16 protein-coding genes are annotated in these 23,221 nt (G+C 52.0%); 6 read left to right on the top strand and 10 right to left on the bottom strand.

The genetic code is table 11. From position 1 onward, the window contains the following. Window positions 1-83 precede the first annotated feature (83 nt). The 6 genes from WCX19_RS09090 to WCX19_RS09115 all read right to left on the bottom strand — a co-directional run bounded on the left by WCX19_RS09090 (window position 84) and on the right by WCX19_RS09115 (window position 6,771). Window positions 84-1,124 carry a C1 family peptidase gene (locus tag WCX19_RS09090; protein WP_373007335.1) on the bottom strand — a complete coding sequence of 347 codons (1,041 nt, stop codon included), beginning with the start codon at window positions 1,122-1,124 and terminating at the stop codon, window positions 84-86. Window positions 1,125-1,357: 233 nt separating this feature from the next. Continuing rightward, on the bottom strand, window positions 1,358-3,097 hold the full coding sequence (locus WCX19_RS09095) for a C1 family peptidase (protein ID WP_373007337.1): 1,740 nt from the start codon (window positions 3,095-3,097) through the stop codon (window positions 1,358-1,360). Window positions 3,098-3,204: 107 nt separating this feature from the next. Then, the gene (locus WCX19_RS09100; RefSeq protein ID WP_373007339.1) at window positions 3,205-3,522 is read right to left on the bottom strand and encodes a hypothetical protein; all 318 of its coding nucleotides are present in this window, start codon (window positions 3,520-3,522) and stop codon (window positions 3,205-3,207) included. Between the two features lie 41 nt (window positions 3,523-3,563). Then, entirely contained in the window at window positions 3,564-5,309 is a 1,746-nt protein-coding gene (locus WCX19_RS09105) for a C1 family peptidase (RefSeq protein WP_373007341.1), read from the bottom strand. A gap of 710 nt (window positions 5,310-6,019) precedes the next feature. After that, window positions 6,020-6,535 (bottom strand): ferredoxin-thioredoxin reductase catalytic domain-containing protein, encoded by a 516-nt coding sequence (locus tag WCX19_RS09110; RefSeq protein WP_373007343.1) that lies wholly within the window; start codon window positions 6,533-6,535, stop codon window positions 6,020-6,022. After that, window positions 6,532-6,771 (bottom strand): glutaredoxin family protein, encoded by a 240-nt coding sequence (locus tag WCX19_RS09115; RefSeq protein WP_373007345.1) that lies wholly within the window; start codon window positions 6,769-6,771, stop codon window positions 6,532-6,534. Before WCX19_RS09115 ends, WCX19_RS09110 begins: the two co-directional genes overlap by 4 nt. Window positions 6,772-7,094: 323 nt before the next feature. On the opposite strand from WCX19_RS09115, the gene carA reads away from it, so the two are divergent. The 4 genes from carA (at window position 7,095) to WCX19_RS09135 (ending at window position 14,504) form a co-directional block, all read left to right on the top strand. Beyond that, window positions 7,095-8,150: a glutamine-hydrolyzing carbamoyl-phosphate synthase small subunit gene (carA, locus tag WCX19_RS09120; RefSeq protein ID WP_373007423.1), complete on the top strand. Its 1,056-nt coding sequence runs from the start codon at window positions 7,095-7,097 to the stop codon at window positions 8,148-8,150. Beyond that, window positions 8,151-11,312 (top strand): carbamoyl-phosphate synthase large subunit, encoded by a 3,162-nt coding sequence (gene carB, locus WCX19_RS09125; protein ID WP_373007347.1) that lies wholly within the window; start codon window positions 8,151-8,153, stop codon window positions 11,310-11,312. It abuts the gene before it with no gap. Window positions 11,313-11,503: 191 nt separating this feature from the next. Beyond that, window positions 11,504-12,106 carry a HEAT repeat domain-containing protein gene (locus WCX19_RS09130; protein ID WP_373007349.1) on the top strand — a complete coding sequence of 201 codons (603 nt, stop codon included), beginning with the start codon at window positions 11,504-11,506 and terminating at the stop codon, window positions 12,104-12,106. Window positions 12,107-12,416: 310 nt separating this feature from the next. Beyond that, window positions 12,417-14,504, top strand: coding sequence for a PAS domain-containing protein (locus WCX19_RS09135; RefSeq protein ID WP_373007351.1), 2,088 nt, complete (start codon window positions 12,417-12,419; stop codon window positions 14,502-14,504). A gap of 793 nt (window positions 14,505-15,297) precedes the next feature. On the opposite strand, the gene metG is transcribed toward WCX19_RS09135, so the two are convergent. Beyond that, window positions 15,298-17,286, bottom strand: a complete 1,989-nt coding sequence (gene metG / locus WCX19_RS09140; RefSeq protein ID WP_373007353.1) for a methionine--tRNA ligase — start codon at window positions 17,284-17,286, stop codon at window positions 15,298-15,300. A gap of 43 nt (window positions 17,287-17,329) precedes the next feature. Between metG and WCX19_RS09145 the strand changes: the two genes are divergently transcribed. Further along, window positions 17,330-18,121 (top strand): hypothetical protein, encoded by a 792-nt coding sequence (locus tag WCX19_RS09145; protein ID WP_373007355.1) that lies wholly within the window; start codon window positions 17,330-17,332, stop codon window positions 18,119-18,121. Window positions 18,122-18,407: 286 nt separating this feature from the next. Further along, window positions 18,408-19,997, top strand: coding sequence for a PKD domain-containing protein (locus tag WCX19_RS09150; RefSeq protein WP_373007357.1), 1,590 nt, complete (start codon window positions 18,408-18,410; stop codon window positions 19,995-19,997). A 103-nt stretch (window positions 19,998-20,100) separates the two neighbouring features. Here WCX19_RS09150 and WCX19_RS09155 read toward each other — a convergent pair whose 3' ends face one another. The 3 genes from WCX19_RS09155 to WCX19_RS09165 form a co-directional block, all read right to left on the bottom strand. After that, window positions 20,101-21,594: an RNB domain-containing ribonuclease gene (locus WCX19_RS09155; RefSeq protein WP_373007359.1), complete on the bottom strand. Its 1,494-nt coding sequence runs from the start codon at window positions 21,592-21,594 to the stop codon at window positions 20,101-20,103. A 112-nt stretch (window positions 21,595-21,706) separates the two neighbouring features. Beyond that, window positions 21,707-22,375, bottom strand: coding sequence for a metal-dependent hydrolase (locus WCX19_RS09160; RefSeq protein ID WP_373007361.1), 669 nt, complete (start codon window positions 22,373-22,375; stop codon window positions 21,707-21,709). Between the two features lie 185 nt (window positions 22,376-22,560). Further along, window positions 22,561-23,169, bottom strand: a complete 609-nt coding sequence (locus WCX19_RS09165; protein WP_373007363.1) for a response regulator receiver protein — start codon at window positions 23,167-23,169, stop codon at window positions 22,561-22,563. Between the last annotated feature and the right edge of the window lie 52 nt (window positions 23,170-23,221).

Genomic DNA, 23,221 nt, shown 5'->3' on the forward strand with positions numbered 1-23,221 from the left:
AGGTGGCAGCGTGGCAGAAATTCAGAAATAACAAAATTGCAACGGTTAATTGGCAATTTACGACTGAAGATGCCAGGGTAAAATTACGCCGCCTTTATCCGACACTTGAAAGTTGACGAGACAGTAGTGCTTTCTCCTAAAAACACCGCACTATCTTTTTTAGGATCCTTTGGGTTTGGGGGTATTGCTGAACCGAAATATTTGTCATAATACGATACATAGAAGTAGCCTTTAATACCAAATGTGGTGTTACCCCAACTGTTTTTGACAATCCATGCTCCGGGACCATCGGCGGGAGTGGTGAAGTTTGTTGCCGCATAGGTATCATCCCACCCGACAATCGTTACCGCATGCCCACCACCACCCAGTGTATCCGAAGCTGAAGCAGGCTGATAAAACGAAGTATAGGTCGCATTATAGAATGAAGCATGCCAGTATAATGATGAGGATACCGCACCCCACCGGGTCAGCGCACCTTTGATGTTGTCGTTATCTGTCCGGCTCGTGCGACCGGGGAAAAATACAACGTTCTGAACATGTATCACCGGGGAATAGGTACTTGAGCTCGTCCATACGCTCGAAGGATACGGATCTGTTGCTTCATTCACCGGACCGTTCCATCGCGTCAGATACGCGGCTGACATCGCCGTATTGCCCCCAGCCTCTTGCAGGGTACCCGGCAAGGAAAATCCGGCAAGGTTTACGAGGTTTTTCTCGGAAAAAACAGGTGTGGGCGTGGCGGGCATCTGTGTGGATTCAAGTGACGCAAATGTCGCAAAGGCCCAGCAGGTTCCGAATGGATTCTGATCTCTGACCGGACTTACCTTGTTGTAATTCCGTAAGTCATATGTTGACGGATAACTGGTAGAGCCGTATCCCGCGTTTGGTGCAAACATCTGAACGTCACTGACATCTGGACGATATATCGGGGAAGGTACCAGACCCAGACCCTGCGTGTCCCCCTGCACCTGTGAGTCATATGATTTTTCCTTCACAAAACTGATAAAATCAGGGTTGAGAGGGGCTGCATGTAATTCATCACCCGTTGCCCCCGCAATCGGAACAAACATGATCGTTAGAAGTAATGCGACAACGAGAATGACCTCTGGTTTTAACAACTTCATTGTTGAGCCTCCTTTTTTACGCTAACCTATGACACATAATAAAATCTTTGAATATAAATGATGGTCGTTTGTGCAACATCGCCCGTGCAACATTTGCCTGTACAGAATATTCAAAAGCAGTGAATAATTATCAGACAGGGTACTCATTTTGAGGCATGCAAACGGCCTCATGAATAATAATCAAGCGCTGTGCCCACGTTACCGTGATAAAAAAATTGGTTTAACCGGTACCTTTATGCCCAGTCTCCCATGGCTGGCACTACCGGGGTGTCGCCATTCAGGCCGAATTTTACCGTTTTGTCGGCCGTTCCATCGAAGTTATAATTAAGGTACCAGTATCCGGTCGAGGGACGGAATACGCCGATCCCGGTATGCCCGGCGCTGCTCCAGTTCCCCACGACGGGTATGTCGCCACTCTTGCCGAACTTTACCGATATATCGGCCGTTCCATCATTGTTGTAGTCCAGGTACCAGGTACTCGTCGAGGGTCGGAATACACCGATCTCAGAGCGACCGGCATTGTTCCAGTCTCCCACGACGGGTATGTCGCCATTCTTGCCGAACTTTACTGTTTTTTCAACGGTTCCATCGCTTTTGGCTCCCAGGTACCAGTACCCGGTCGAGGGACGGAATGTACCAATTTCTGTAGTTACCGTCGGCCCTCCTTCGTAGGTAAATTTGTCGGCTGCTGATATCGCAGATGTGCCAACAGGTGTGGTAACCGTGATGTCAACAGTTCCGGCTGTCCCGGCCGGGGCAATCGCGATGATCTGTGAATCGGTGGCAGCCGTGCCGGCAGTAAACGAGGTTGCCGGTGTGCTGCCAAACGTTACTGCGGTTGCTCCGGTAAAGCCGATCCCGTTGATAGTAACCGAAGTGCCACCGGCAATTGGGCCGGATGCCGGTGAGATTTTGCTGACTGTCGGGGCCTCGGGGGTTCCCGTGAACTCCGGATTCAGGAGATAAAACGTGTTCTCCTGATATGATGAGTTGCCGTCAGAAAGTACCGCATTGTAATTCATGTTCATATTAAGCCGGAACGTGCCATCAGTCCGGTTTGCGTTTGTGCCCCAGCTGTTCAGAACAATCCAGTACGGGTTGTCCGGATCCGTGGTGTCATAGCCAACAAGGAGCATGGCATGTCCTCCGTCATCCTGACCACTGTAGAGTGACGGATCAAACATGGACTCATTTGATTCTGAACCCCAGAAATTATCAAAACCGGTCCATCCGGCATCAGGTAAATGGAGAGAATAATACATGGGTCGTTTTGAATCCAGAGCGGACTCGATATTCGTGATGGCGGTGGAGTTCTCCACTCCAAATGTTGAAACAACGGAATAAGACACGGAATTCAATGTGTATGATGGCGAAGTCGCAATGGAACTGATGGGTACTGCAGTTGGTTTACCTTCTTTGGTATAAAAATCGCCATACGATGCATTCGTATTTGTCCAGGGAATGGGAGACTTGTCCGTATTATACCAGTCTGCAAATCCCGACGCCGATCCCCCGCTGCATGCATAGTGACCCGTGTCATTTTGATATTTCGAGTTAAGGTACTGAATGGAAAGCCGGTCACTTATTGAAGTGTTTACATTATGTTCGATCTCAAGGACCCCGGTTGATGCCCAGACCCAGCAGTTTCCGCACTGGCCCTGGTTTCTTTCTGACGGAATATAGGGAAGATAAGAAAGCAGGTTTGTTGAACGCGAGGATTGTTTTGATGTAAGATACCCTTGCGGTGCAGAATATTTTGGTGCTGCGTTGATCTGGCGCTGCATCTCATCCAGCTGGTTTTTTGTGAAATGCATGATGGTATATGTTCCCGGATCCGCAGAGGTCGCCACGGAATTACTCCCGTTTGTTCCTGCGCAGACCGGCACACCGATACCGGCAGCGATAGCCACGACCATAACAATGCACAGGATAAATACAGTCCTGTTCGTAAATTGCCTGAATGGTTTAATCATTTATTCTCACTTCCTCAAAACTCGACTGTTGGCACATTCCCTTGTTGTAGTGACAGTTCTGACCAGACTCAGACAACAGAAATACAAGTATAGTCGTACTTTTCCCGTTACATGAGCCATGTTCTCTTCACCGGGCGGCTCAATGACGGAATGCCTTTGTCCAGGCATTCAGTTATCTTTTTCTTTTTTTCGGGATGACATATATCTTCCGAAGTTATCTTTGTCCACTCAATAAAAAATGAGATAAGTACCATTGTATATCTGGGGGTCCTGCCGTGATAAAAAAAGAACAAGATTGATGGACATCCCCTCTCCCACGTGGATAATTTAACCCGTATCAAGTTTGAGAAGGCTGTTCCCGCGAGAAGGAGAAGACCTGAAAACCCGGAGGACCCCGGTTTAAAAATCCCCCGATACGTCTCCACGGTTTTCCGGAATAAAAAAAAGTGATTCTGACCGGGTACCTTTACGCCCAGTCTCCCATGGCTGGCACTACCGGGGTATCGCCATTCGAGCCGAATTTCACCGTTTTGTCGGCCGTTCCATCGAAGTTATAATTAAGGTACCAGTATCCGGTCGAGGGACGGAATACGCCGATCCCGGTGTGCCCGGCGCTGCTCCAGTTCCCCACGACAGGTATGTCGCCACTCTTGCCGAACTTTACCGATATATCGGCCGTTCCATCATTGTTGTAGTCCAGGTACCAGGTACTCGTCGAGGGACGGAATACACCGATCTCGGAGCGACCGGCATTGTTCCAGTCTCCCACGACGGGTATGTCGCCATTCTTGCCGAACTTTACTGGTTTTTCAACGGTTCCATCGCTTTTGGCTCCCAGGTACCAGTACCCGGTCGAGGGACGGAATGTACCAATTTCGGTAGTTACCGTCGGCCCTCCTTCGTAGGTAAATTTGTCGGCTGCTGATATCGCAGATGTGCCAACGGGTGTGGTAACTGTGATGTCAACGGTTCCGGCTGTCCCGGCCGGGGCAACCGCGATGATCTGTGAATCGGCGTCAGCCGTGCCGGCAGTAAACGAGGTTGCCGGTGTGCTGCCAAACTTTACTGCGGTCGCTCCGGTAAAGCCGATCCCGTTGATAGTAACTGAAGTGCCGCCGGCAATCGGGCCGTATGCCGGTGAGATTTTGCTGACGGTCGGGGCCGCCGGGGTTCCCGTGAATTCCGTATTCAGGATCTGGAACGTGTTCTGCTGATAGGAAGTCCCTTCTTTGGAGTAATATACCGCATCGTAATTCATACTCATATTGAGCCGGTACGTGCCATCGGTCCGGTTTGCGGTTGTGCCCCAGCTGTTCAGAACAATCCAGTACGGGTTGGCCGGATCCGTGGTGTCATAGCCGACAATGAGAACTGCGTGCCCACCGGTCTGAGTCTGAGCATTGTAGAGTGACGGATCAAACATGGACGTATTGGATCCTGATCTCCAGAAAGTCCTGAAATCTGTCCAACCGGCAGAAGGTAAAAAGAACGAATACCAAACGGCTTTGTTTGAATCCAGAGCGGACTCGATATTCGTGATGGCGGTGGTGTTTCCCACCTCATATGTTTGAATAGTGGAATAAGACATGGAATTCAGCGAGTAGGATGGCGAAGTCGCAATGGAACTGATAGGTACTGCAGTTGGTTCACCATCGTTGGTATAATAATCGCCATACGATGCATTCGTATTTGTCAGGGGAATGGGAGACTTGTCCGTATTATACCAGCCTGTAAAGGTGTACAGCCATCCCCCGCTGCATGCATATTTACCCGTGTCATATTCATATTTTGAGTTGAAGTACTGGATGGAAAGCCGGTCGCTTATCGAATTGTTAACATTATGTTCGATCTCAAGGGCCCCGTTTGATGCCCAGACCCAGCAGTTTCCGCAATTCCCCTGGTTTCTTTCTGATGGGATATAGGGGAGATAAGGAAGCAGGTTTGTAGAACCCGAGGATTGTTTTACTGTAAGATACCGCTGGGGTGCAGAATACTTTGGCGCTGCGTTGATCTGGCCCTGCATCTCATCCAGCTGGTCTTTTGTAAAATGCATGACGGTATATGTTCCCTGATCCGCAGCGGTCGCCACGGAATTACTCCCGGTTGTTCCTGCACAGACCGGTACACCGATACCGGCAGCGATAGCCACGACCATAACAATGCACAGGATAAATACAGTCCTGTTCGTAAATTGCCTGAATGATTTAATCATTTATTCTCACTTCCTCAAAACTTGACTGTTGGCACATTCCCTTGTTGTAGTGACCGTTCTGACCAGACTCATGCGACAGAAATACAAGTATAGTCGTACTTTTCCCGTTACATGAGCCATGTTCTCTTCACCGGGCTGCCCAATGACGGAATGCCTTTGTTCAGGCATCCAGTAACCATTTCCTTTTTTTCCGGGATGACATATATCTTCCGAAGTTATCTTTGTCCACTCAATAAAAAATGAGATAAACACCGTTGAACTGAGAACACGTACTCATCCGTTCTCTCTATCAGACAACTCAGTTGGGACTTGTTTTTTTCAAACGCAATTGACCCATGGCATATCCGGCCGGCAGAGCCAGATGACCAGACCGAATGCTGTTAAACCCTAAAATCCCAGGCATTCACCGTGCATCGTTTTAGATAGTAAAACAGAATTATCTTGAGATCTTTTTAGTCGGCGGTACAACCCGGTTTTTAGTCAGGCATTTCCCTCAAAAATCAACCATGTTTGAGTGAACCAGTCTCACCAAAACAAAGACCGGGTATTCGATGTTCATGATTCTGGGGGAACCCCCGTTCATCTGCGTTCCTGCCGGGCCGAAAATACAGACCTGCAATACTCCCCGGATAATGCAGTATTTCCCGAAAAATTAGTGTCAGTTCTGTCGTAACCGGGAAAAATGTTACCGGTTATCCGGGAAAAAAGGATCAGACAAACCGCTCAAACCGTTCCTTTGTGGCCTTGCAGATCGGGCAGATGCCCGGCGGCTGCTCACGTGCGCAGAGGTACCCACAGACCTTGCAGCGCCAGACCGGCAGCGGAAAAACAGGCCGTGTGGTTGTCGAGACAGTCTTGACAACAAGGGCCTTCCTTCGTTCAGAGCGTGGCGGACGACGCTCCGGCACCGGGGCGACATTTTGCTTGCCGGTGGCAATCAATTCGTTCACATACAGGGCGCAGTAACAGGCGCCGTGCTCTTCGACATCTGTATCCCTGTAATCGCAGGGGCAGATAATATCGAGGTCCTGGTCTTTTATACCGGAAGCAAGGCGGCAGGGGCAGGCACGGTACCCGTACCGCTGCTCGTTTTTTAACAGGCCCCGTATGAGATTTTTTACAAAATCGATATCAGGATTCAACCGGTACCCGTTTTTTTCGGCATTTGTCTTGATCCTCTCGTATTCAACGTCGATCGATATCTCTGGAATCTCCGGGACATTCATACCGCTAACGCCTCCCGGATCTCCTGCTCACGGAATCCAATGATTACACGTTTGTTATCGATCACAAGTGTAGGAAATGATCCACTGCGGTTCCACCGTTCTATCTCATCCAGTGCCTTATTCTGTTCATTCCCTTCAAGTAAATCGACGTAATCGTAATCGAATGCAAGCCCGAGTTCCTCCAGCAGCACCTTTGTTCTGTGGCACCACTGGCAGGTCGAGAGCGCGTACAGCATAATCGTGCCCCGGTTTTTTCCGTTGACATGGGTTGACGTTATAAAACACCTTCAATGAAATGAAATTGCGGCCTGTACTATTTAAAAATGGGGATACGGGCCACACGTATTTCAGAAGAGGGAGTTTTAAGTATTTCGTCGTGCCCTGACCAGACTGCCGGGTTGACAGGAAGGGTTGGGATTTTGTATCGGAATTATTCGTTCGCTCATTGTGGCAGAGTTCTGAACTGTCAATTGAGCCCTGTGTAATTGTTTCCCGACGGGTTCTTTCTGTCCTTGGCATCAGCGTTAATAACTAATCCGGCACATAAGCTATGGACATCATGAAGGCAGTTCTGGGATTCGAAGACGGGGACTTTGTTGTCGGCGAAGGATTCGGGGTGAAGGGTGAATGTGCAGGAGAACTGGTCTTTAACACCCAGATGACCGGTTACATGGAATCTCTCACCGATCCAAGTTATTTCGGGCAGATCCTGATGTTCACCTTCCCCCAGATTGGCAACTACGGTGTCGACCCCCAGAATTTCCAGAACCCGCACGTTTGTGCTCTCGGGTGTATCGCAAAAGAGATCTGCGAGAAACCCGAACATGAGCCTTCAATCAGAACTTTTTTTGTAGAAAATAACCTTCTCGGGATGACCGGTGTCGACACCCGTGCGCTGACTATCAAGGCCCGGGTGCACGGCACGATGCGGGCCGCCCTTGTCGTGGGAAGCGATGACGGCGCCTATGCGGTAGCACTTGCAAAAAAGACGCCGTCGATCAGTGATATTATCCCCATTCCCGAAGTCTCGTGCAAAGAACCTTACCATATCCCCGGTACCGGGAAACGGATCGCGGTTATCGATCTCGGGATCAAAAAGAACATGCTTACCAGCCTTTCGAAACGGAACGGGGATCTGTATGTTTTCCCGTATAATGTCACATCCGACCAGATTATGGCCTGCAAGCCCGACGCCCTCTTTGTGAGTAATGGCCCCGGAGACCCCAAGCAGGCCCCGGACGCGATCCGCTGCATCCAGGATCTCCTCGGGGATCTCCCGATTTTTGGCATCTGCATGGGTAACCAAGTCTCCGCACTTGCGCTTGGCGGTGATACCTACAAACTCAAGTTCGGCCACCGGGGGGCAAACCAGCCGGTGCGGTTTAAGGACGGCCGGATTTTCATCACTACCCAGAATCACGGGTTTGCGGTGGATGCCGGATCCCTGCCGGAAGGATGCCATGTTTCCTACACGAATGTCAATGACGGCACGGTGGAAGGCTTCGAGAACGAAGATTTGCGTCTGACCACCGTGCAGTTCCATCCTGAAGCCCACGGGGGACCCCAAGATACCGAGGCACATTTCTTTGACGCACTCTTCCGGAGGCTGGCGTAAATGCCCAGGCGGACAGATCTTAAAAAAGTGCTGATTATCGGATCGGGCCCAATCCAGATCGGCCAGGCAGCGGAGTTCGATTTCTCCGGATCCCAGGCCTGCCGTTCCCTCCGCGAAGAGGGTATCGAGATTGTGCTCGTCAACTCCAACCCGGCGACGATCATGACTGACCCGGAGATGGCAGACGAGATCTATATCGAACCGTTACGGGCGAACATCATTGCAAAGATCATCGAGAAAGAGCGCCCGGACGGTATCCTCTCGGGCATGGGCGGCCAGACCGGTCTCAACCTCACGGCTGAGCTTGCCGAGATGGGTGCCCTCAAAGGTGTCGAGATCCTCGGCACTCCGCTTGAGGCGATCTACAAAGGAGAGGACCGAGAGAAATTCCGGGATCTCATGAATGAGATCGGCGAGCCGGTGCCGAAAAGCACGGTGATCAACAGTTTAAGCCAGATTGACGATGCGATTGCACAGATCGGCCTGCCCGCAGTCGTGCGCCCCGCTTATACCCTGGGCGGTGCCGGCGGGGGTATCGGCAGAACCCGGGAAGAACTGACCCGGATCGTCGAACTCGGGCTCTCCCGGTCCCGCATTCACCAGGTACTCATCGAGCAGAGCGTGATGGGCTGGAAGGAACTGGAGTTCGAGGTCATGCGGGACTCGACGGACACCTGCGTCATCGTCTGCAGCATGGAAAATGTCGATCCGATGGGGATCCATACCGGGGAGAGCGTGGTTGTTGCACCCATCCTTACCCTCCGCGATGATGAATATCAGATGATGCGCAGCGCCGCCATCCATATTATCCGTGCCCTTGATGTCCAGGGAGGCTGCAACATCCAGTTCGCCTTCAAAGACGGCGAGTACCGGGTTATCGAGGTCAACCCCCGTGTTTCGCGGTCTTCAGCTCTCGCCTCGAAAGCAACCGGATACCCCATCGCGCGGGTGGCCGCAAAGATTGCGATCGGCCTGCACCTGGACGAGATCAAGAACTCGGTCACCGGGTGTACCGCGGCGTCGTTTGAACCGACCATCGACTATGTCGTGGTAAAGGTACCCCGCTGGCCGTTTGACAAGTTCAAGGGTGCAGACCGGACGCTCTCAACCTCCATGAAAAGCACCGGGGAAGTGATGGGGATCGGGAGAACGCTTGAGGAGGCGTTCATGAAGGCCAAGCGTTCGATCGATACTGACGTCCGGTCCCACACGAGCCAGAGCGAGATCCGTATGATCCTCTCACGCCCGACCGATGAGCGGTTCCACTGCCTCTTCGATGCATTCCGCCAGGGATTTACTGTCGATGAGATCGCAAACCTCACCACCATCGTGCCGTTTTTCCTTGAGAAAATTAAAAATATTGTTGACCTGGAAAAATGTCTTGCCGCTGGGGGCAGTGACGCTGATATCTTCCTTGCAAAGACCTACGGATTCACGAATACTGAAATTGCAGCACTCACCGGAAAAGAAGCAGGTGCGATCGAAAAACTGGTGGGCGCCCCGGTTTACAAGATGGTGGATACCTGTGCTGCAGAGTTTCCAGCGAGCACACCCTATTTCTACTCGACATGGGATTCAACAAGTGAGATTGTCCGGGACAACCGGAAGAAAGTTCTCATCCTTGGTTCAGGACCAATCCGGATCGGCCAGGGCATAGAATTTGATTATTGTACGGTACACGCAGTAAAAGCGTTGCGGGAAGAGGGCGTGGAAGTCCATATCGTCAATAACAACCCTGAAACCGTATCCACGGATTTTGATACTTCTGACCGTCTCTTCTTTGAGCCGATGCAACTCGAGGACATCACCAACATTATCAGGACAGATGAGTATTGCGGGGTGATGGTACAGTTCGGCGGCCAGAACGCAGTAAACCTCGCCGTTCCCCTTGAAAAAGAGATGAAACGGTTGGGCCTTCCTACGAAGATCCTCGGCACCTCCCCGGATGCGATGGATATTGCCGAGGATCGCGACCGGTTCAGCGTCATGCTGACCAGGTTGCAGATCCCGAGTCCTGCCAACAGCTCTGCCTATTCCGAGGCCGAAGCAAAGGATAAAGCGGAGAAGATCGGCTACCCGGTGCTTGTCCGGCCATCCTACGTTCTTGGTGGCCGGGCAATGGAAATTGTCCACGATACGGCAGAACTTGAAACCTACATGAAGGAGGCAGTAAGGGTGAGCCAGCATCACCCGGTGCTGATTGATTCATACTTAAGAAACGCGATCGAACTCGATATCGATGCGGTCTGCGATGGCGAAGAGGTTCTCATCGGAGGTATCATGGAGCACATCGAGCAGGCCGGCATTCATTCCGGGGACTCTGCCTGCGTCATCCCGACCCAGTCCCTCTCGCCAGAGATCGTTGCCACGGTTCGGGAATATACCAAAAAGATCGCGCTCGGCCTTGGCGTTGTAGGCCTTGTCAACCTCCAGATGGCTGTAAAGGACAATGTGGTCTATATCATTGAGGCCAATCCCCGTGCGAGCCGCACGGTCCCGTTTGTCTCGAAAGCGACCGGGCTCCCCATCGCAAAGATCGCCGCAAAGGTGATGATCGGAAAGAAACTGCGCGATCTGGGGTTCTGTGAAAAGAAGATCGAGCACGTGGCAGTAAAAGAGGTGCTCCTGCCGTTCAACAAACTGGTTGGCGTCGACACGATGCTCGGGCCTGAAATGAAAAGTACCGGGGAAGTAATGGGAATCGATTATGACTTCGGGCTTGCCTTTTACAAGGCCTGCATATCAGCGGATAACGAGCTCCCGCTCAAGGGAAATGTCTTTGTCTCGGTCAATATCGAGCAGAAAGATGAAGTGATCCCCATTGCCCGAAGCCTGCGCGATCACGGCCTTACCCTGTACGGCACAGCGGGCACCGTGGATTATCTTCACGAAGCGGGAGTGGAAGCCCATCTCGTGTGGAAGGTGCAGGAAGGTTCCCCGAACGTGCTCGACATGATGCACCACGGGGAGATCCAGCTTATCATCAACACCCCCCAGGACCGTCAGTCCCGGCAGGACCATTACCAGATCATGCGGGCGGCAGTCGATTTCGGTATCCCCTACATCACGACCCTTCAGGCAGCGCGTGCAGCGGCACTTGCGATCGATGCGATCAAACGCGAGAAGATGACTATCGAACCACTCAGTCATTATCTCAAATAATCTCAACGGGGTTTGAGGGTTCTCACTTTTTTTTAAGACGGTCTGATATATCCTTCCGGCAAAAAAGTTCCTGATAAGACAACTTCCGTATTTTCCAATGCAGACGACCGCAAAAATCGTGTTGGTATGGAATGTTACCTAATCACCTTACCTTAATATTTTCAAGACCGTAATAGTTCATGAGGAATATCATGGCGGATACAAATGTGCCCCCCGTTCCTGATGGGGCGGAGGATCTTACGAAGCAGGGGATAGATGTCCTGATCGATACCCTGCACAACAATGCCGACCCGACCATACGGAGACACGCCGCATACCTGCTCGGCAATGCAAGAACCACGCAGGCCATACGGCCATTAATCGAAGCGCTTGGGGATCTGGACAAATCCGTACGGGAGCAGGCGATGCTCGCGCTGGTGGCCACAGGTAAGGCCGCAACTGAACCACTTGCTGCGGCGATGAAAGACCCCAGATGGGAGACAAGGTACCGTGCGGCTGAGGCACTTGGGATACTTGCCGATGAAAAAGCAGTAAAGCCGCTCGTTCAGGGACTCAAGGACAACCGCGATCATGTACGATATATGGCGGCAAAAGGGCTCAAGGATCTGGGAGATTCCACCACAATCGATCCGCTGATCATTCTTTTAAAAGATGAGAACCGGATCGTGAGACTGATGACCGTGCGGGCACTCACTGCAATTGGCGGAAACAGGGTCCAGGCTGCCCTCAGGGAGGCGCTAGCCACCGAGACCGATGAGACGGTTAAAGGAGCAATGAACGAGGCGTTGAAATAACCCGGCCGGGTAAAACCCCGACACCCCGCCGCTACAATGATGAACTGAGGGGAAACGGTGTACGGTAAGCCGTTTGCCGGGAATCATGGTCCCTCCCGCAGAATTGTCAATGCCGGATTAAAGAATCACCTTTTTTGATACCATCCTACAGTCGTGCAGGATCAATTGCGTATCTTTATGGCGTCGCAGGAGTGAATACAATATTTGAAAGCCATTAACAACCCGTGTACCGGCATGGTGATGACACTTGGGACCTCATGAACCTCCTTCTGGAAATAACCGTTCTTTCTCCCATTCACTTTTAATCGTGATGGTGGTTCTTGTCATCTGCCTGGTCGGTCTCATGACCGCCTATGATTATATCAATCTGAAAAGTAGTATCGAAAATGAATTTTCTACTCTCCAGGACCAGACGGAACTGAGTATCACGGCAGCATTACGGCTGACGGACACTACCACCACCATTATGGATAACCAGCTCAACCGGCAGATGAGGGGCGGGTTTGACATACTCTCTGCCGAGTATAATCGTTCCGGTGAAAATCCGGCGGCCATGAACCTTGTAAAAGTCAAAGAAGCTTTGGGTGAAGGGTATGATATCTATATCATCAACGAGTCCGGCGTAATCGTATATACCACCTATCCCCCGGAACAGGGGGAGGATTTCCGGAAAATTCCCTATTTTTATGAATACCTGACAAAGGTCAGGATGTCGCAGGGTTTCTTTCCCGATCGCGTAGTACACGAGATGCTGGACACCGGCAAGTACCGTAAATATGCTTACGAGGCCACCCCGGATCACAAGTACGTCATGGAGCTTGGCTATTCCACACCCTCTTTTAAGGATATCAACCTCAAACTGGATGATAAGCATAATATTGCGGAGTCTGTTTCTGTCAATCCCTATATCGATCAGTTCCGCATTTTTGATATGATGGGACGGAATACTGATGACAACAGCCTGCCGGACAACCGCACGGAAGAGTTTATCACACAAGTGATTGCCAGCCGGCAGACCATGGAAATCGATGACCCGGCAAACCACCAGAAGATCCGGGCCCTTTTTGTCGATCTCAAAGACCCTCAGTATGGTTCTGATATGAGCAGGATCGTAGAGATCACCTACAATACCGGCCGTGTTCAGGATGCCCTTAACCATCTCGTTTTTATCCACCTCCTGTTTGGAGGTTTTGCCCTCCTTATCGGGTGTGCCCTTGCCTACGCATTCTCCCGCCAGATGAACCGTCCGATTGTAAAAATTGCCCGTGATGCTGATATTATCGCCAGTGGGGATTTTGAACACCGGATCGGTACGACCCAGGCCCGGGAATTTGTGATCCTTGAAAAGAGCATTAATACGATGGTGGATTCGCTCAAGGCCACAACCCAGACACTCAAAGATGAAGAGATCTTCCACAGGGACCTGATCGACCAGATGCCCATGGGAATCTTCATTAAAAAAATGGATACCCGCCGGTATGTTTTCTGGAACCGTAAAAACGAGGAAATCTTTGAGCGGCCGGCATCGGAAATAATTGGAAAGTCGGATGAGGAAATATTCCCCGCAGCAATGGCGGCACAGATAAAGGGAGAGGACGCTGAAGCGCTTACCTCCCGGCTGGAGATCAAGTGTAAGAAGGTCACGACCCGGACACACGGAGAGCGTGTTATCCATATGATTATCGTGCCGATCTATGACTCGAAGAAATCAGTGAGATACATGCTCGGCATCACAGAAGATGTAACCGAGGAGGTCACGAACCTTAAAAAAGACCTGATATTCAGCATCACCCGAAGTGATATTCTCGATCAGCTTGCCCTCATCATGACCTATCTTGAGAGGGCCCAGCTCAAGACCACTCATGAGGACATGCAGATGTTCTTTGACAAGACCATTGGATCCGTGGAATCAATTAAGAATCAGATCGCATATGAGGGAACTCTCCAGAACCCCGGTTTCATCACACCAAGATGGCAATCAGTAAATGAGGCATTTGCCGAAGCGGTCCGGATGCTACCAAAGAACAGCGTTGATATCAGGGTCGATGCAGGGAATACCGAGCTCTTTGCTGATCCGTTACTTCCCCGGATCTTTTTCACCATTCTGTCCCAGTCATTCCGGCGCGGTGGATCGAAACTCTCGAATATACAAATGACTGCCCACAGAAGCGGGGAATCCCTCATACTGGTCTACGAGGACAACGTAGAGGGGATCCCCGCTGGCGAAAAAGAGCGGATTTTCGAATTCGGGTACAGCCACGAAAATATCGTCAGCCTCTTTTTGACCCGCGAACTGCTCGGTTTTACGGGCATCACCATCACTGAGACAAGTGAACCGGGAAAAGGTATGCGTTTTGAGATTGTGGTACCAAAGGGACGGTTTAGATCGGGGAAGTAGATCAAGACAAGTCTCCCCCGGCCTTTTACCAGGATTACTGGATTTGGCTTTTATCCGTACGATCATAATTCCTGAGGCCCAGTACTTCTCTAACTTTTCCTTTGCAAATATCAGAATTTTTTAACAGGATTTGCCGAAGCGATTCCCGGTCCACTGGGGGTACCCCCTCCATGCCAGCCCGGGGTGGCACCCCCCACTCCCAAAAAAGAGAGGTACCCCCCCTGTCCGGGCATAAGAGGGCCCCTGCCCCCTTTTTTCGGCATTTCCAAAACCTGTGCTTCGCGTGGAGTTATCGTTTGAAGGCTTGTTTCGCCGGCCGATGGCTTAGTGGGGTAGGGGCCTCTTTTCTTGCAAGGGGGTACCCCCCGCTCCCAAAAAAGAGAGGTACCCCCACCCCCCGACCAATTTTTTTAAAGTATGATCCCCCATCCCCCTCTTGTGGCCCGGGAGGGGGGGCTGTCAAAAAAGGGCACTTCTGCTTCCAGATCTGCTTATACGAATTTTTGGGGGATGTTTATTCAACTTGAAAATAGAGAAGTACTGAGGCCGGAAAGATACCCTGTCCACGGGTACTATCGGACGGGTTTATCTCATAAAAACGGGAACTGGGATCCCGGTGAAATTATCCAAAATATTAATTCGGGCAGGGACTGGTCGGTCGAGACTACGTGATTCATTCGCACACGTTGTATGCGCCCCTCAATAAAACAGGGCTCCCATTGGAAAGCAGCAGCATTTTCATAAACCACCCTTCAGGGATTCCATTGCAAAAAAAAGCGAAGATCCAAAAAAATTATCGGATCTTTGTGCCCGGCTCAACGGGTTTCTCCGGTGCGAGGAGCGATGCCGCATCCCCGGCTGCGAGGATCATACCGTTGCTTTCCACACCGAATATCTTTGCCGGCGCCAGGTTTGTGAGCACAACAACGTTTTTTCCCACCAGTTCTTCCGGTTTGTAGAACTGTGCGATCCCGCTCACGATCTGCCGTGTTTCTCCCCCGACATCCACCTGGAGTTTTAAGAGCTTGCTTGACTTTGGGATCGCCTCAGCCGCAAGCACTTTTCCGGTCTTCATCTCAACTTTACTGAAATCATCGATTGAAATCATCGGTGTCTTCTCCATTTTTTTATTCGCTTCTTTGACGCGCTGCTGGAGCACTGCGTCCAGTCCTGCAATCTGTTTTTCTTCGAGCTTGCTAAAGAGGGGAGCCGGAGCCTTAAGAGCCCGCTCAGGGACTATCCCCATCGCCTCGTCTATCCGGTGGGCTGCCACCATATCATCATACCCGAGCTGTGCCCAGCACTCCTGTGCCTTTCCCGGCATCACAGGCTCGATCAATAATGCAAGGGCTTTTGCGATCTGGATACCGTTTTTTATCACCTGCGCGGCAGCGGCACGATCGGTTTTGATCAGTTTCCACGGTGCATTGGTCTGGATATAGGTATTCCCGAACGCGGCAAGTGCCAGGATTGTATCTACAGCGCCCTTGAATTCGTATTCCTGCATCTGCTTATCCACACTTGCCAGGCATTTCCCGATTTCAGCGGTGATCGCCGGGTCAACTACCCCGGCTGGCACCCCGCCATACTCTTTATGTGCAAAGAAGAGCGTACGGTGCACGAAGTTCCCCAGGATGTTGACCACTTCATTGTTGATCCGTTCGCCAAAGACTTTCCACGAAAAGTTGAGTTCCTTTGTGTGGCTTGTGTACGCAAGCAGGTAGTAACGCAGGTAATCGGCAGGGAGACCCTTATCGAGATAATCCTCGTTTGTCCAGACCACGTAGCCCCGGGACTTCGAGAACTTGTGGTCGTCGACTTTTACCATCCCGCTTGCAACAACGGCATACGGCTCGCCATACCCGGCGCCTTTTAAGAGGGCCGGCCAGAAGATGCAGTGGTGGTAGATGATATCCCCGCCAATGAAATGCGTGACCCGGTTTTCCCCGCACCAGTACCGCTTCCAGTCTTTTTTGGCTTTTGCGGCCCACTCTTCGGTAAACGCGATATAACCGATCGGCGCATCGACCCAGACATATACCACAAGATCATTGCGGCCGGGGAATTTTACACCCCATTCGAGCGTGCGGGTGATACACCAGTCGTGCAATTCGTCCTTGATCCAGCCAATCGCATAGTTCTTCGCGTTGCTCGTGCCTTTGAGCTGGTCGAGGAACGGCAGGAGGTAATCCTTGAACGCAGAAAGTTTGAAGAAATAATGTTCCTGGTCGCGGAACTCTGCCTTTGTCCCGCAGACCTTGCAGACCGGATCCTTAATCTCACCCGGTTCAAGATGCTTGCCGCAGCCCTGGTCGCACTCGTCTCCCCGTGCCTGCTTGCCGCAGTAAGGACAGGTGCCTTCCACGTACCTGTCCGGGAGGAACCGTTTGCATTTCGGGCAGTATGCCTGGTGGACGACCTGCTTGTAGACATAGCCGTTTTTCACGAGCCGGCTCATGATTTCCTGCGTCCGGTGATGGTTCGCGGGGTCGTCAGTCATGCCGAAATAGTCGAAGTTGACCCCGATCCTCCTGAAGGTCTCATCGAAGTGCTTGTGATACCGTTCGGAAAGCGCCCGGGGAGAGGTCCCCTGCTCTTCTGCCGAGACCACGATCGGTGTCCCGTGGTTATCCGAACCCGAGACAAACACGACTTCTTCGCCCGTCCGCCGCATGTAGCGGACGTAGCAGTCGGCAGGGACATACGTTCGCAGATGACCGAGATGGCAGGGCCCGTTCGTATACGGGAGCCCGCAGGTAACCAGCAGCGGAGCTTTTGTCATTGAAGGTACTTTTTAGCATCTGATACGTAATAATTCCTGTACCATGGCAAAGATCATACCACTGGAGACACGGGCATTTGGTGCGGAACCCGGGGTGCCGGATATCCCCGCGCTTGCCGACTGGGTCGCGGACCACCGGGGGATCGCCGCAGACCTGCACGCGTACCGGCTCGACCGGTCTCTTGCACCGCAGATTGCAGCGGGCATTACCCGGCCCTGCGCCGGTGGCCTCTTCTGCGGGGAGAGATTACGCGAGAGTCTCTGTGGTATTTCAGGGAATACAATCACTGATGAAATATGTGTGGAAACCGGCACGGTAAGCGAGGACGCAGTTCGTATCGTTTCGCAGAAAAAGGGCGTCTGGTGTGCGATCCCTGCCCCACACGACCTGGGGATCACAGATGGGTACTACCACGATGAGGATGAGTGGAACGATGCTCTTGCCGGAGCATACCGCACGGTTATGCGGGCGATGCGGGACGCAGGGATCGGGGGGCACATACTCCTTTGCGGGAAGATGAACGAAGCCGGGATCTCACTTTTGTCCCGGGAGAATGTTTTCTTTTTCCCAACTGCCCCGGACAAGGAAAGTCTCCAGATCCTTATGGAGTACCAGCGCAGGGTCGCGGTGGGAAAAAAAATGCTAGAGACCGTATTCGATCTTGCAAACGAGTACGATCTCCACCAGCTGATCGTGATGGATCCGGATGACGAGGCCATCCGGCTCGCGTTGTCGAACCTTGATCCGGACCAGGTTATGGCCGGGGGCTACTGCGCAGATGCGTGCGACACGTACTGGGGAAAACTCGTGGAGTCGGCTGTATATCGGAAATGAGAGGCTCTTTTCCCGGGGGGCCAGGTCAGATATTTTGCCAGTACGACTTTTTAAAGAATCCCGGTATACACCGGATGATGCATTTTTATAGACCCCTTTTCACCTTTTGTATTCCCTGATTACCCCCGTCTTTCTACAACTGCTGGTTTTTTGAGGTGTACCGGGGGATTCTGGAGCAAACACTAATAACAACAGGAAATATCAATGTTACATTAAAAGAGATGGATAATATGCAGTTCTCTGGTCTCATCGCATCCCCGGAAAAAAAAGCATCGGACGGTTCAGCATGAAACCCATACCTGTATTTTTAGGATTCATTGTTCTTGTCACGCTGGTATTTCTTGTAAGCCCGGTATCCGCAGATAAACCTGTGGCCTCATACATATCGAATGAAACTCAAGGACCCATCCCGCTGTCGGTGCAGTTCATGGACTCTTCCTTAAATTCGCCGACTTCATGGACATGGCTGTTCGGTGACAGCGGAACCTCCACCAGCCAGAACCCGACGCATACCTATACAACTGCCGGTACTTATACCGTCACACTTATCGCCACAAACTCAGCAGGCAGTGATACCCTCACTAAAACCGGGTACATAACCGCAACGAAAGGGGCATCAGTTCCCTCCGTATCATTTGTTGCTAATGTGACATCAGGATCCCTGCCGCTTTCAGTACAATTCCTTGATTCCTCAACCAACTCCCCAACGGCATGGTTATGGTCATTTGGAGATGGGGGAACTTCTACACTTTCAAACCCGGCACACACCTACACAACAGAAGGGATGTACACGGTCACCCTCACTGCCACCAACTCTGCGGGAAGCAATACTTTTTCCCAGAATGGATACATCACCGCAAACAGGGTAACAGACTCTCCCAACCCCTTATTCAAATCGACGGCAACTTCGGGTTATGCACCCTTAACTGTCCAGTTTGTGGATGGTTCAAGCAACTCCCCGACGGCATGGGTATGGTCATTCGGGGATGGGGGGACTTCTACGCTCCAGAACCCGGCACATACCTACACAACGGTCGGTTCATATACGGTCACCCTCACTGCCACCAACTCTGCGGGAAGCAATACCTTTTCCCAGGCCGGATACGTCACAGTACAAGCTGCGATTCCCATCACCTCTTTTACGGCAAACGTGACTTCCGGCGTTAAACCCCTGACCGTCCAGTTTACCGATACCTCAACAAATGCCCCGACAGGATGGTACTGGTCCTTTGGGGATGGGGGGACTTCTACACTCCAGAACCCGGTGTATACGTTTACCTCTGTTGGATCGTATGCCGTTTCACTGGGTGTCTCGAACTCTGCAGGCAGCAACAGTACTACCTCGTCAGGGTACATCACCGTCACGAATGTCGCATCCGCCCCGATCGCCTCGTTTACCTCTGACAAACGATCCGGGTCCGCTCCGCTCACCGTCAAGTTCACGGATACCTCAACAAATTCTCCGACAGGATGGCAGTGGTCGTTTGGTGACGGGATACAGTATACCGGGCCGAACCCCTCGCATACCTATACAAAAAGCGGCACCTATACTGTCATTCTGATGGCAGAAAACTCAGGAGGCTACACCACCAGCACCCAGTCGGGGTATATCACCGTTTCTGCACCGGTTACCACGGCGACTCCGACTCAACTTTCCACAACAGTCTCCCCGACTCAGACCACTGCCACAATACAACCGACAGCGACACAGAACGCAACCAGGACCACAGCCCCAACAGGATCGCAAGCATTACCGTCGTGGACACTACCCCTGATAGGAGTTGTGATACTGGTACTTGTCATCAGTGCACTTGTTCTTCGTGCAAAAGGACGGTCCGGGGGTGGAAAAAGGAGAATCCGGGGCAGGGACCTGTAAGGCAGTTTGCGTTGCTGTCACAAAATTCCCCTCTTTTTCTTAAAAATAAAAGATGATAACCGGTTCAGGTTGCCAAAAAAAGGTACGGGAAATTCCCTTGCCATTATACCATTTTTTCCCGGCCGACGCATTCAAAATCGATAAACCCGTTATAGGGATCGGTTTTTAAAAGCCGTACACGCACTTTCTGGCCGACAAGAAGCCCCCGTTCGCCCTTCACGACCCGGCCTTCGGCCGGGGGTGCAAGGAGCCGGACATACGTTCCCTTGTCAGAGGCACCGGTTACCAGGGCGTCGAAGCTTTTGCCGATACTGTCCTGGAGCAGCATGGCAGCAACGGACTTTCTCATGAACCGTTTGACCTTCTTTGACGCCTTCTCCCGATCGGTCAGCCACAGGGCCTGGTCAGAGAGTTCTGCGGGAGAATAAGGACAGGTTTTTCCCAACAGGATTGCTTTTACCAGGCGCTGGTTGATGATATCCACGTAGCGCCGGTTCGGAGCCGTTGCATGGGTGTAATCGATGACCGCAAGGGCAAAGTGGCCGGCCGGCGTGGCGCCCGGTGCAAGCATCATGTACTCGCCGGGCCCCAGCAGTTTTACCACGGCAAGGGACAGGTCGGGGAAATGAAGGGGATCGGCGGCCTTCTCTTTGAGGAGAAACTTTGCAAGCGCTTTTGCATCCGGCGTCTCCGGGAGGGTCTCACCAAGGGTGGCAGCGGCAAGGATGATTCCGGCCCAGTTCCGGGGGGTCTTTACGACTCTCTGGATCATCGGCACACCGGCAGCACCAAGCCTAGCGACCATCGTCCCGTTTGCCGCGACCATGAACTCCTCGATCAAGGCCCGGGCCGGATTCGGTATCAGGGCAACGAGCCCCCGGACCTCGCCGTTTTCCATAACCACTTCGGGCTCTACGGTATCGAGCTCAAGTGCCCCCTGCTCGCGGCGGTATTTCCGCAGGAGTTGTGCCGCCTCGTTCTGGAGGCGGAGCTGCTCTTCAAGCCCTGCTACCTCCCGCACACCATTCGGGAGGGGCCCTGTCCCTTCGAGCCAGTTGCCCACATCGGTGTACACGAGTTTTGCCTTGTTGCAGACCAGCGCCCGGTGCACCTCGCCGGGAGAGAAACTCCCGTCGGGTCTGACGGTAAACTCAATGATGACGGCCATCCGGTCCTTTCCCTGCAACAGGGACGTTATCCCGTACGAGAGCCGTTCGGGCAGCATCGGAAAGGTGAGGATACCGGTATAGATCGTGGTCCCGTTGTGGGCGGCATATTCATCGGTGGGAGACTGTTTCTGTACGTACGAATCGACATCGGCGATGGCAACCTGTACCCGGATCGTGCCGTCAGGATTGCGCTCGCAGTACTCCAGCTGGTCGAGATCCTGTGAATCATAGTTGTCAATCGAGGACCACAGGAGCGTGCGGAGGTCGTGAGTGTCTTTTTGGATGTCAGAAAAGACCCGCTCGTGCATTGCGTTAACATCGTCAATTACATGAGGGGGGAACCGGGGTTCAAAACCGTATTTTTCCATCGCATGTAATGCAATGGTTTTGAGATCGATATCGTGGTGGGGGGGGCGGTGATCTTTCATAGTAACTGTTTGAGTAGTTCTCTTCTTGGTGCATAAAATCTTCTGGAGCCACACCGGATTCACGGGGGATCTCTACCCGCACGGTGGTGTGTCACAATCAGGGGTTGATCGTTTACGATGTGGGGGAAAACTCGATGCTCTCACCGGGTTTGAGGATCTTTACCGTGAGATCGGTTGTCCGTTCAAGCGCAGTTTTGAACGGCACCGGGTCGACCCGGATCTTATCCCGTGGGTTGTAGTGGATGGGTATCACGGTCTTTGCGCCGACGAAGTTTGCCGCCATCATTGCTTCGGATATACCCATCGTGTATCGCCCGTCAATCGGGAGAAGCGCGACATCGGGATGATACAATTCCCCGATCAGTTTCATATCCGAGAAAAGCGCGGTGTCTCCCGCGTGGTACACGGATACACCGTCCATCCGGATCACGTAACCTGCTGCGGCACCGCCGGGGAGGTTACCTGCAGCCGAGTCGATCCCGGCTGAATGCACCGCAGGTGTCATGGTAAAGGAAACTCCATTCACCGTGATCGTTCCCCCGAGGTTCATCCCTTCGGCAGGGACGCCCTGCGCCTGGAGATAATGAGCAATCTCGCTGATGGCGACCACGGTTTTTCCAAGTGTCGCCGCTTCGCCAAGATGATCATAGTGCCCGTGGGTGACCGCAACAATGTCCGGGGACGTGGATGCAACGCTGCTTTCAGGTATGTAAGGATCGATCAGAACTTTTTGTGTGCCCGAAAGTAATACGCAGGAATGGCCAAGCCAGGTAAGATGCATATATGCAGATAGAGGCGCCGGAGGATGAAATTTTTTATGGCTGCGTGATCGTGTGGCTGCCGCAACTCTGGTACATTTCTGATTTTTTTACAATAATTTGATCGCGTTGATTAAACATGAACAGCGGACAAGCCGAGACAATATTCTCTATAAAAAAAGAATTCCGGGGTGTGGGGAAATACCCGTTACGTCACATCAATCAGTTCTGCTTCGGTGATATCGATGGATTCACCCAGATTGTCGGCCGTGGCACTCCGGGTCATCTGCTCGGAAAGATCGCGGTCTTCCATCACGTCCCGGATCCGGCAGATATACGAATCGATGGTCGGGTCTTCCTGTTCCTCGATTACATGCCGGTATTCGCGCAGGGTTGACGGGCTGACACCGAGTTCATCGGAAACTTCCTTCATCGTCTTTCCCGATTCGACCAGAGTTTCCATCTTTGCCTTGTCAAATGGCATCCTGAAATCAAGTTCTCTGAAGAGTTTGAGCCGGACACGTGCCCGGGCAACCGTCTTACTGAGTTTCTCATCACCGAGCTCGCGGGCGATCTCGGTGTCGTTCTTTCCCGCGTAAAAGGAGGTAACGAGCTTGGCGAGCTGGATCGGCTTGAGCGAAGTCTTGAAGATTCCCTGCTCGATGATCTCCCGCATCACCAGCGCGACCTCGCGTTCAATTGCATCGCTATCCCTGAGGGTGCCATGAATATTTTTCATCGGCTCGACAATTTTTGTCTTGCCGGACATGGTGCTGAAAAGTTCCAGCAGCTGTGTTTTCCGTTTGTCTTCCGTCATTGCATACCCCGTCTTGGGATTAGGATATACAATACTTTGTCAACTATTTAAT

This window comes from Methanoregula sp., from assembly GCF_041663825.1.
In the GTDB taxonomy this organism is placed as follows: Archaea; Halobacteriota; Methanomicrobia; order Methanomicrobiales; family Methanospirillaceae; genus Methanoregula.

Bases quoted from the DNA above. Each gene is read 5' to 3' on its own strand.
- WCX19_RS09090 (WP_373007335.1), bottom strand. From the start codon at position 1,124: ATGAAGTTGTTAAAACCAGAGGTCATTCTCGTTGTCGCATTACTTCTA.
- WCX19_RS09095 (WP_373007337.1), bottom strand. From the start codon at position 3,097: ATGATTAAACCATTCAGGCAATTTACGAACAGGACTGTATTTATCCTG.
- WCX19_RS09105 (WP_373007341.1), bottom strand. From the start codon at position 5,309: ATGATTAAATCATTCAGGCAATTTACGAACAGGACTGTATTTATCCTG.
- WCX19_RS09110 (WP_373007343.1), bottom strand. From the start codon at position 6,535: ATGAATGTCCCGGAGATTCCAGAGATATCGATCGACGTTGAATACGAG.
- WCX19_RS09115 (WP_373007345.1), bottom strand. From the start codon at position 6,771: ATGCTGTACGCGCTCTCGACCTGCCAGTGGTGCCACAGAACAAAGGTG.
- carA (WP_373007423.1), top strand. From the start codon at position 7,095: ATGAAGGCAGTTCTGGGATTCGAAGACGGGGACTTTGTTGTCGGCGAA.
- carB (WP_373007347.1), top strand. From the start codon at position 8,151: ATGCCCAGGCGGACAGATCTTAAAAAAGTGCTGATTATCGGATCGGGC.
- WCX19_RS09130 (WP_373007349.1), top strand. From the start codon at position 11,504: ATGGCGGATACAAATGTGCCCCCCGTTCCTGATGGGGCGGAGGATCTT.
- WCX19_RS09135 (WP_373007351.1), top strand. From the start codon at position 12,417: ATGGTGGTTCTTGTCATCTGCCTGGTCGGTCTCATGACCGCCTATGAT.
- metG (WP_373007353.1), bottom strand. From the start codon at position 17,286: ATGACAAAAGCTCCGCTGCTGGTTACCTGCGGGCTCCCGTATACGAAC.
- WCX19_RS09145 (WP_373007355.1), top strand. From the start codon at position 17,330: ATGGCAAAGATCATACCACTGGAGACACGGGCATTTGGTGCGGAACCC.
- WCX19_RS09150 (WP_373007357.1), top strand. From the start codon at position 18,408: ATGAAACCCATACCTGTATTTTTAGGATTCATTGTTCTTGTCACGCTG.
- WCX19_RS09155 (WP_373007359.1), bottom strand. From the start codon at position 21,594: ATGAAAGATCACCGCCCCCCCCACCACGATATCGATCTCAAAACCATT.
- WCX19_RS09160 (WP_373007361.1), bottom strand. From the start codon at position 22,375: ATGCATCTTACCTGGCTTGGCCATTCCTGCGTATTACTTTCGGGCACA.
- WCX19_RS09165 (WP_373007363.1), bottom strand. From the start codon at position 23,169: ATGACGGAAGACAAACGGAAAACACAGCTGCTGGAACTTTTCAGCACC.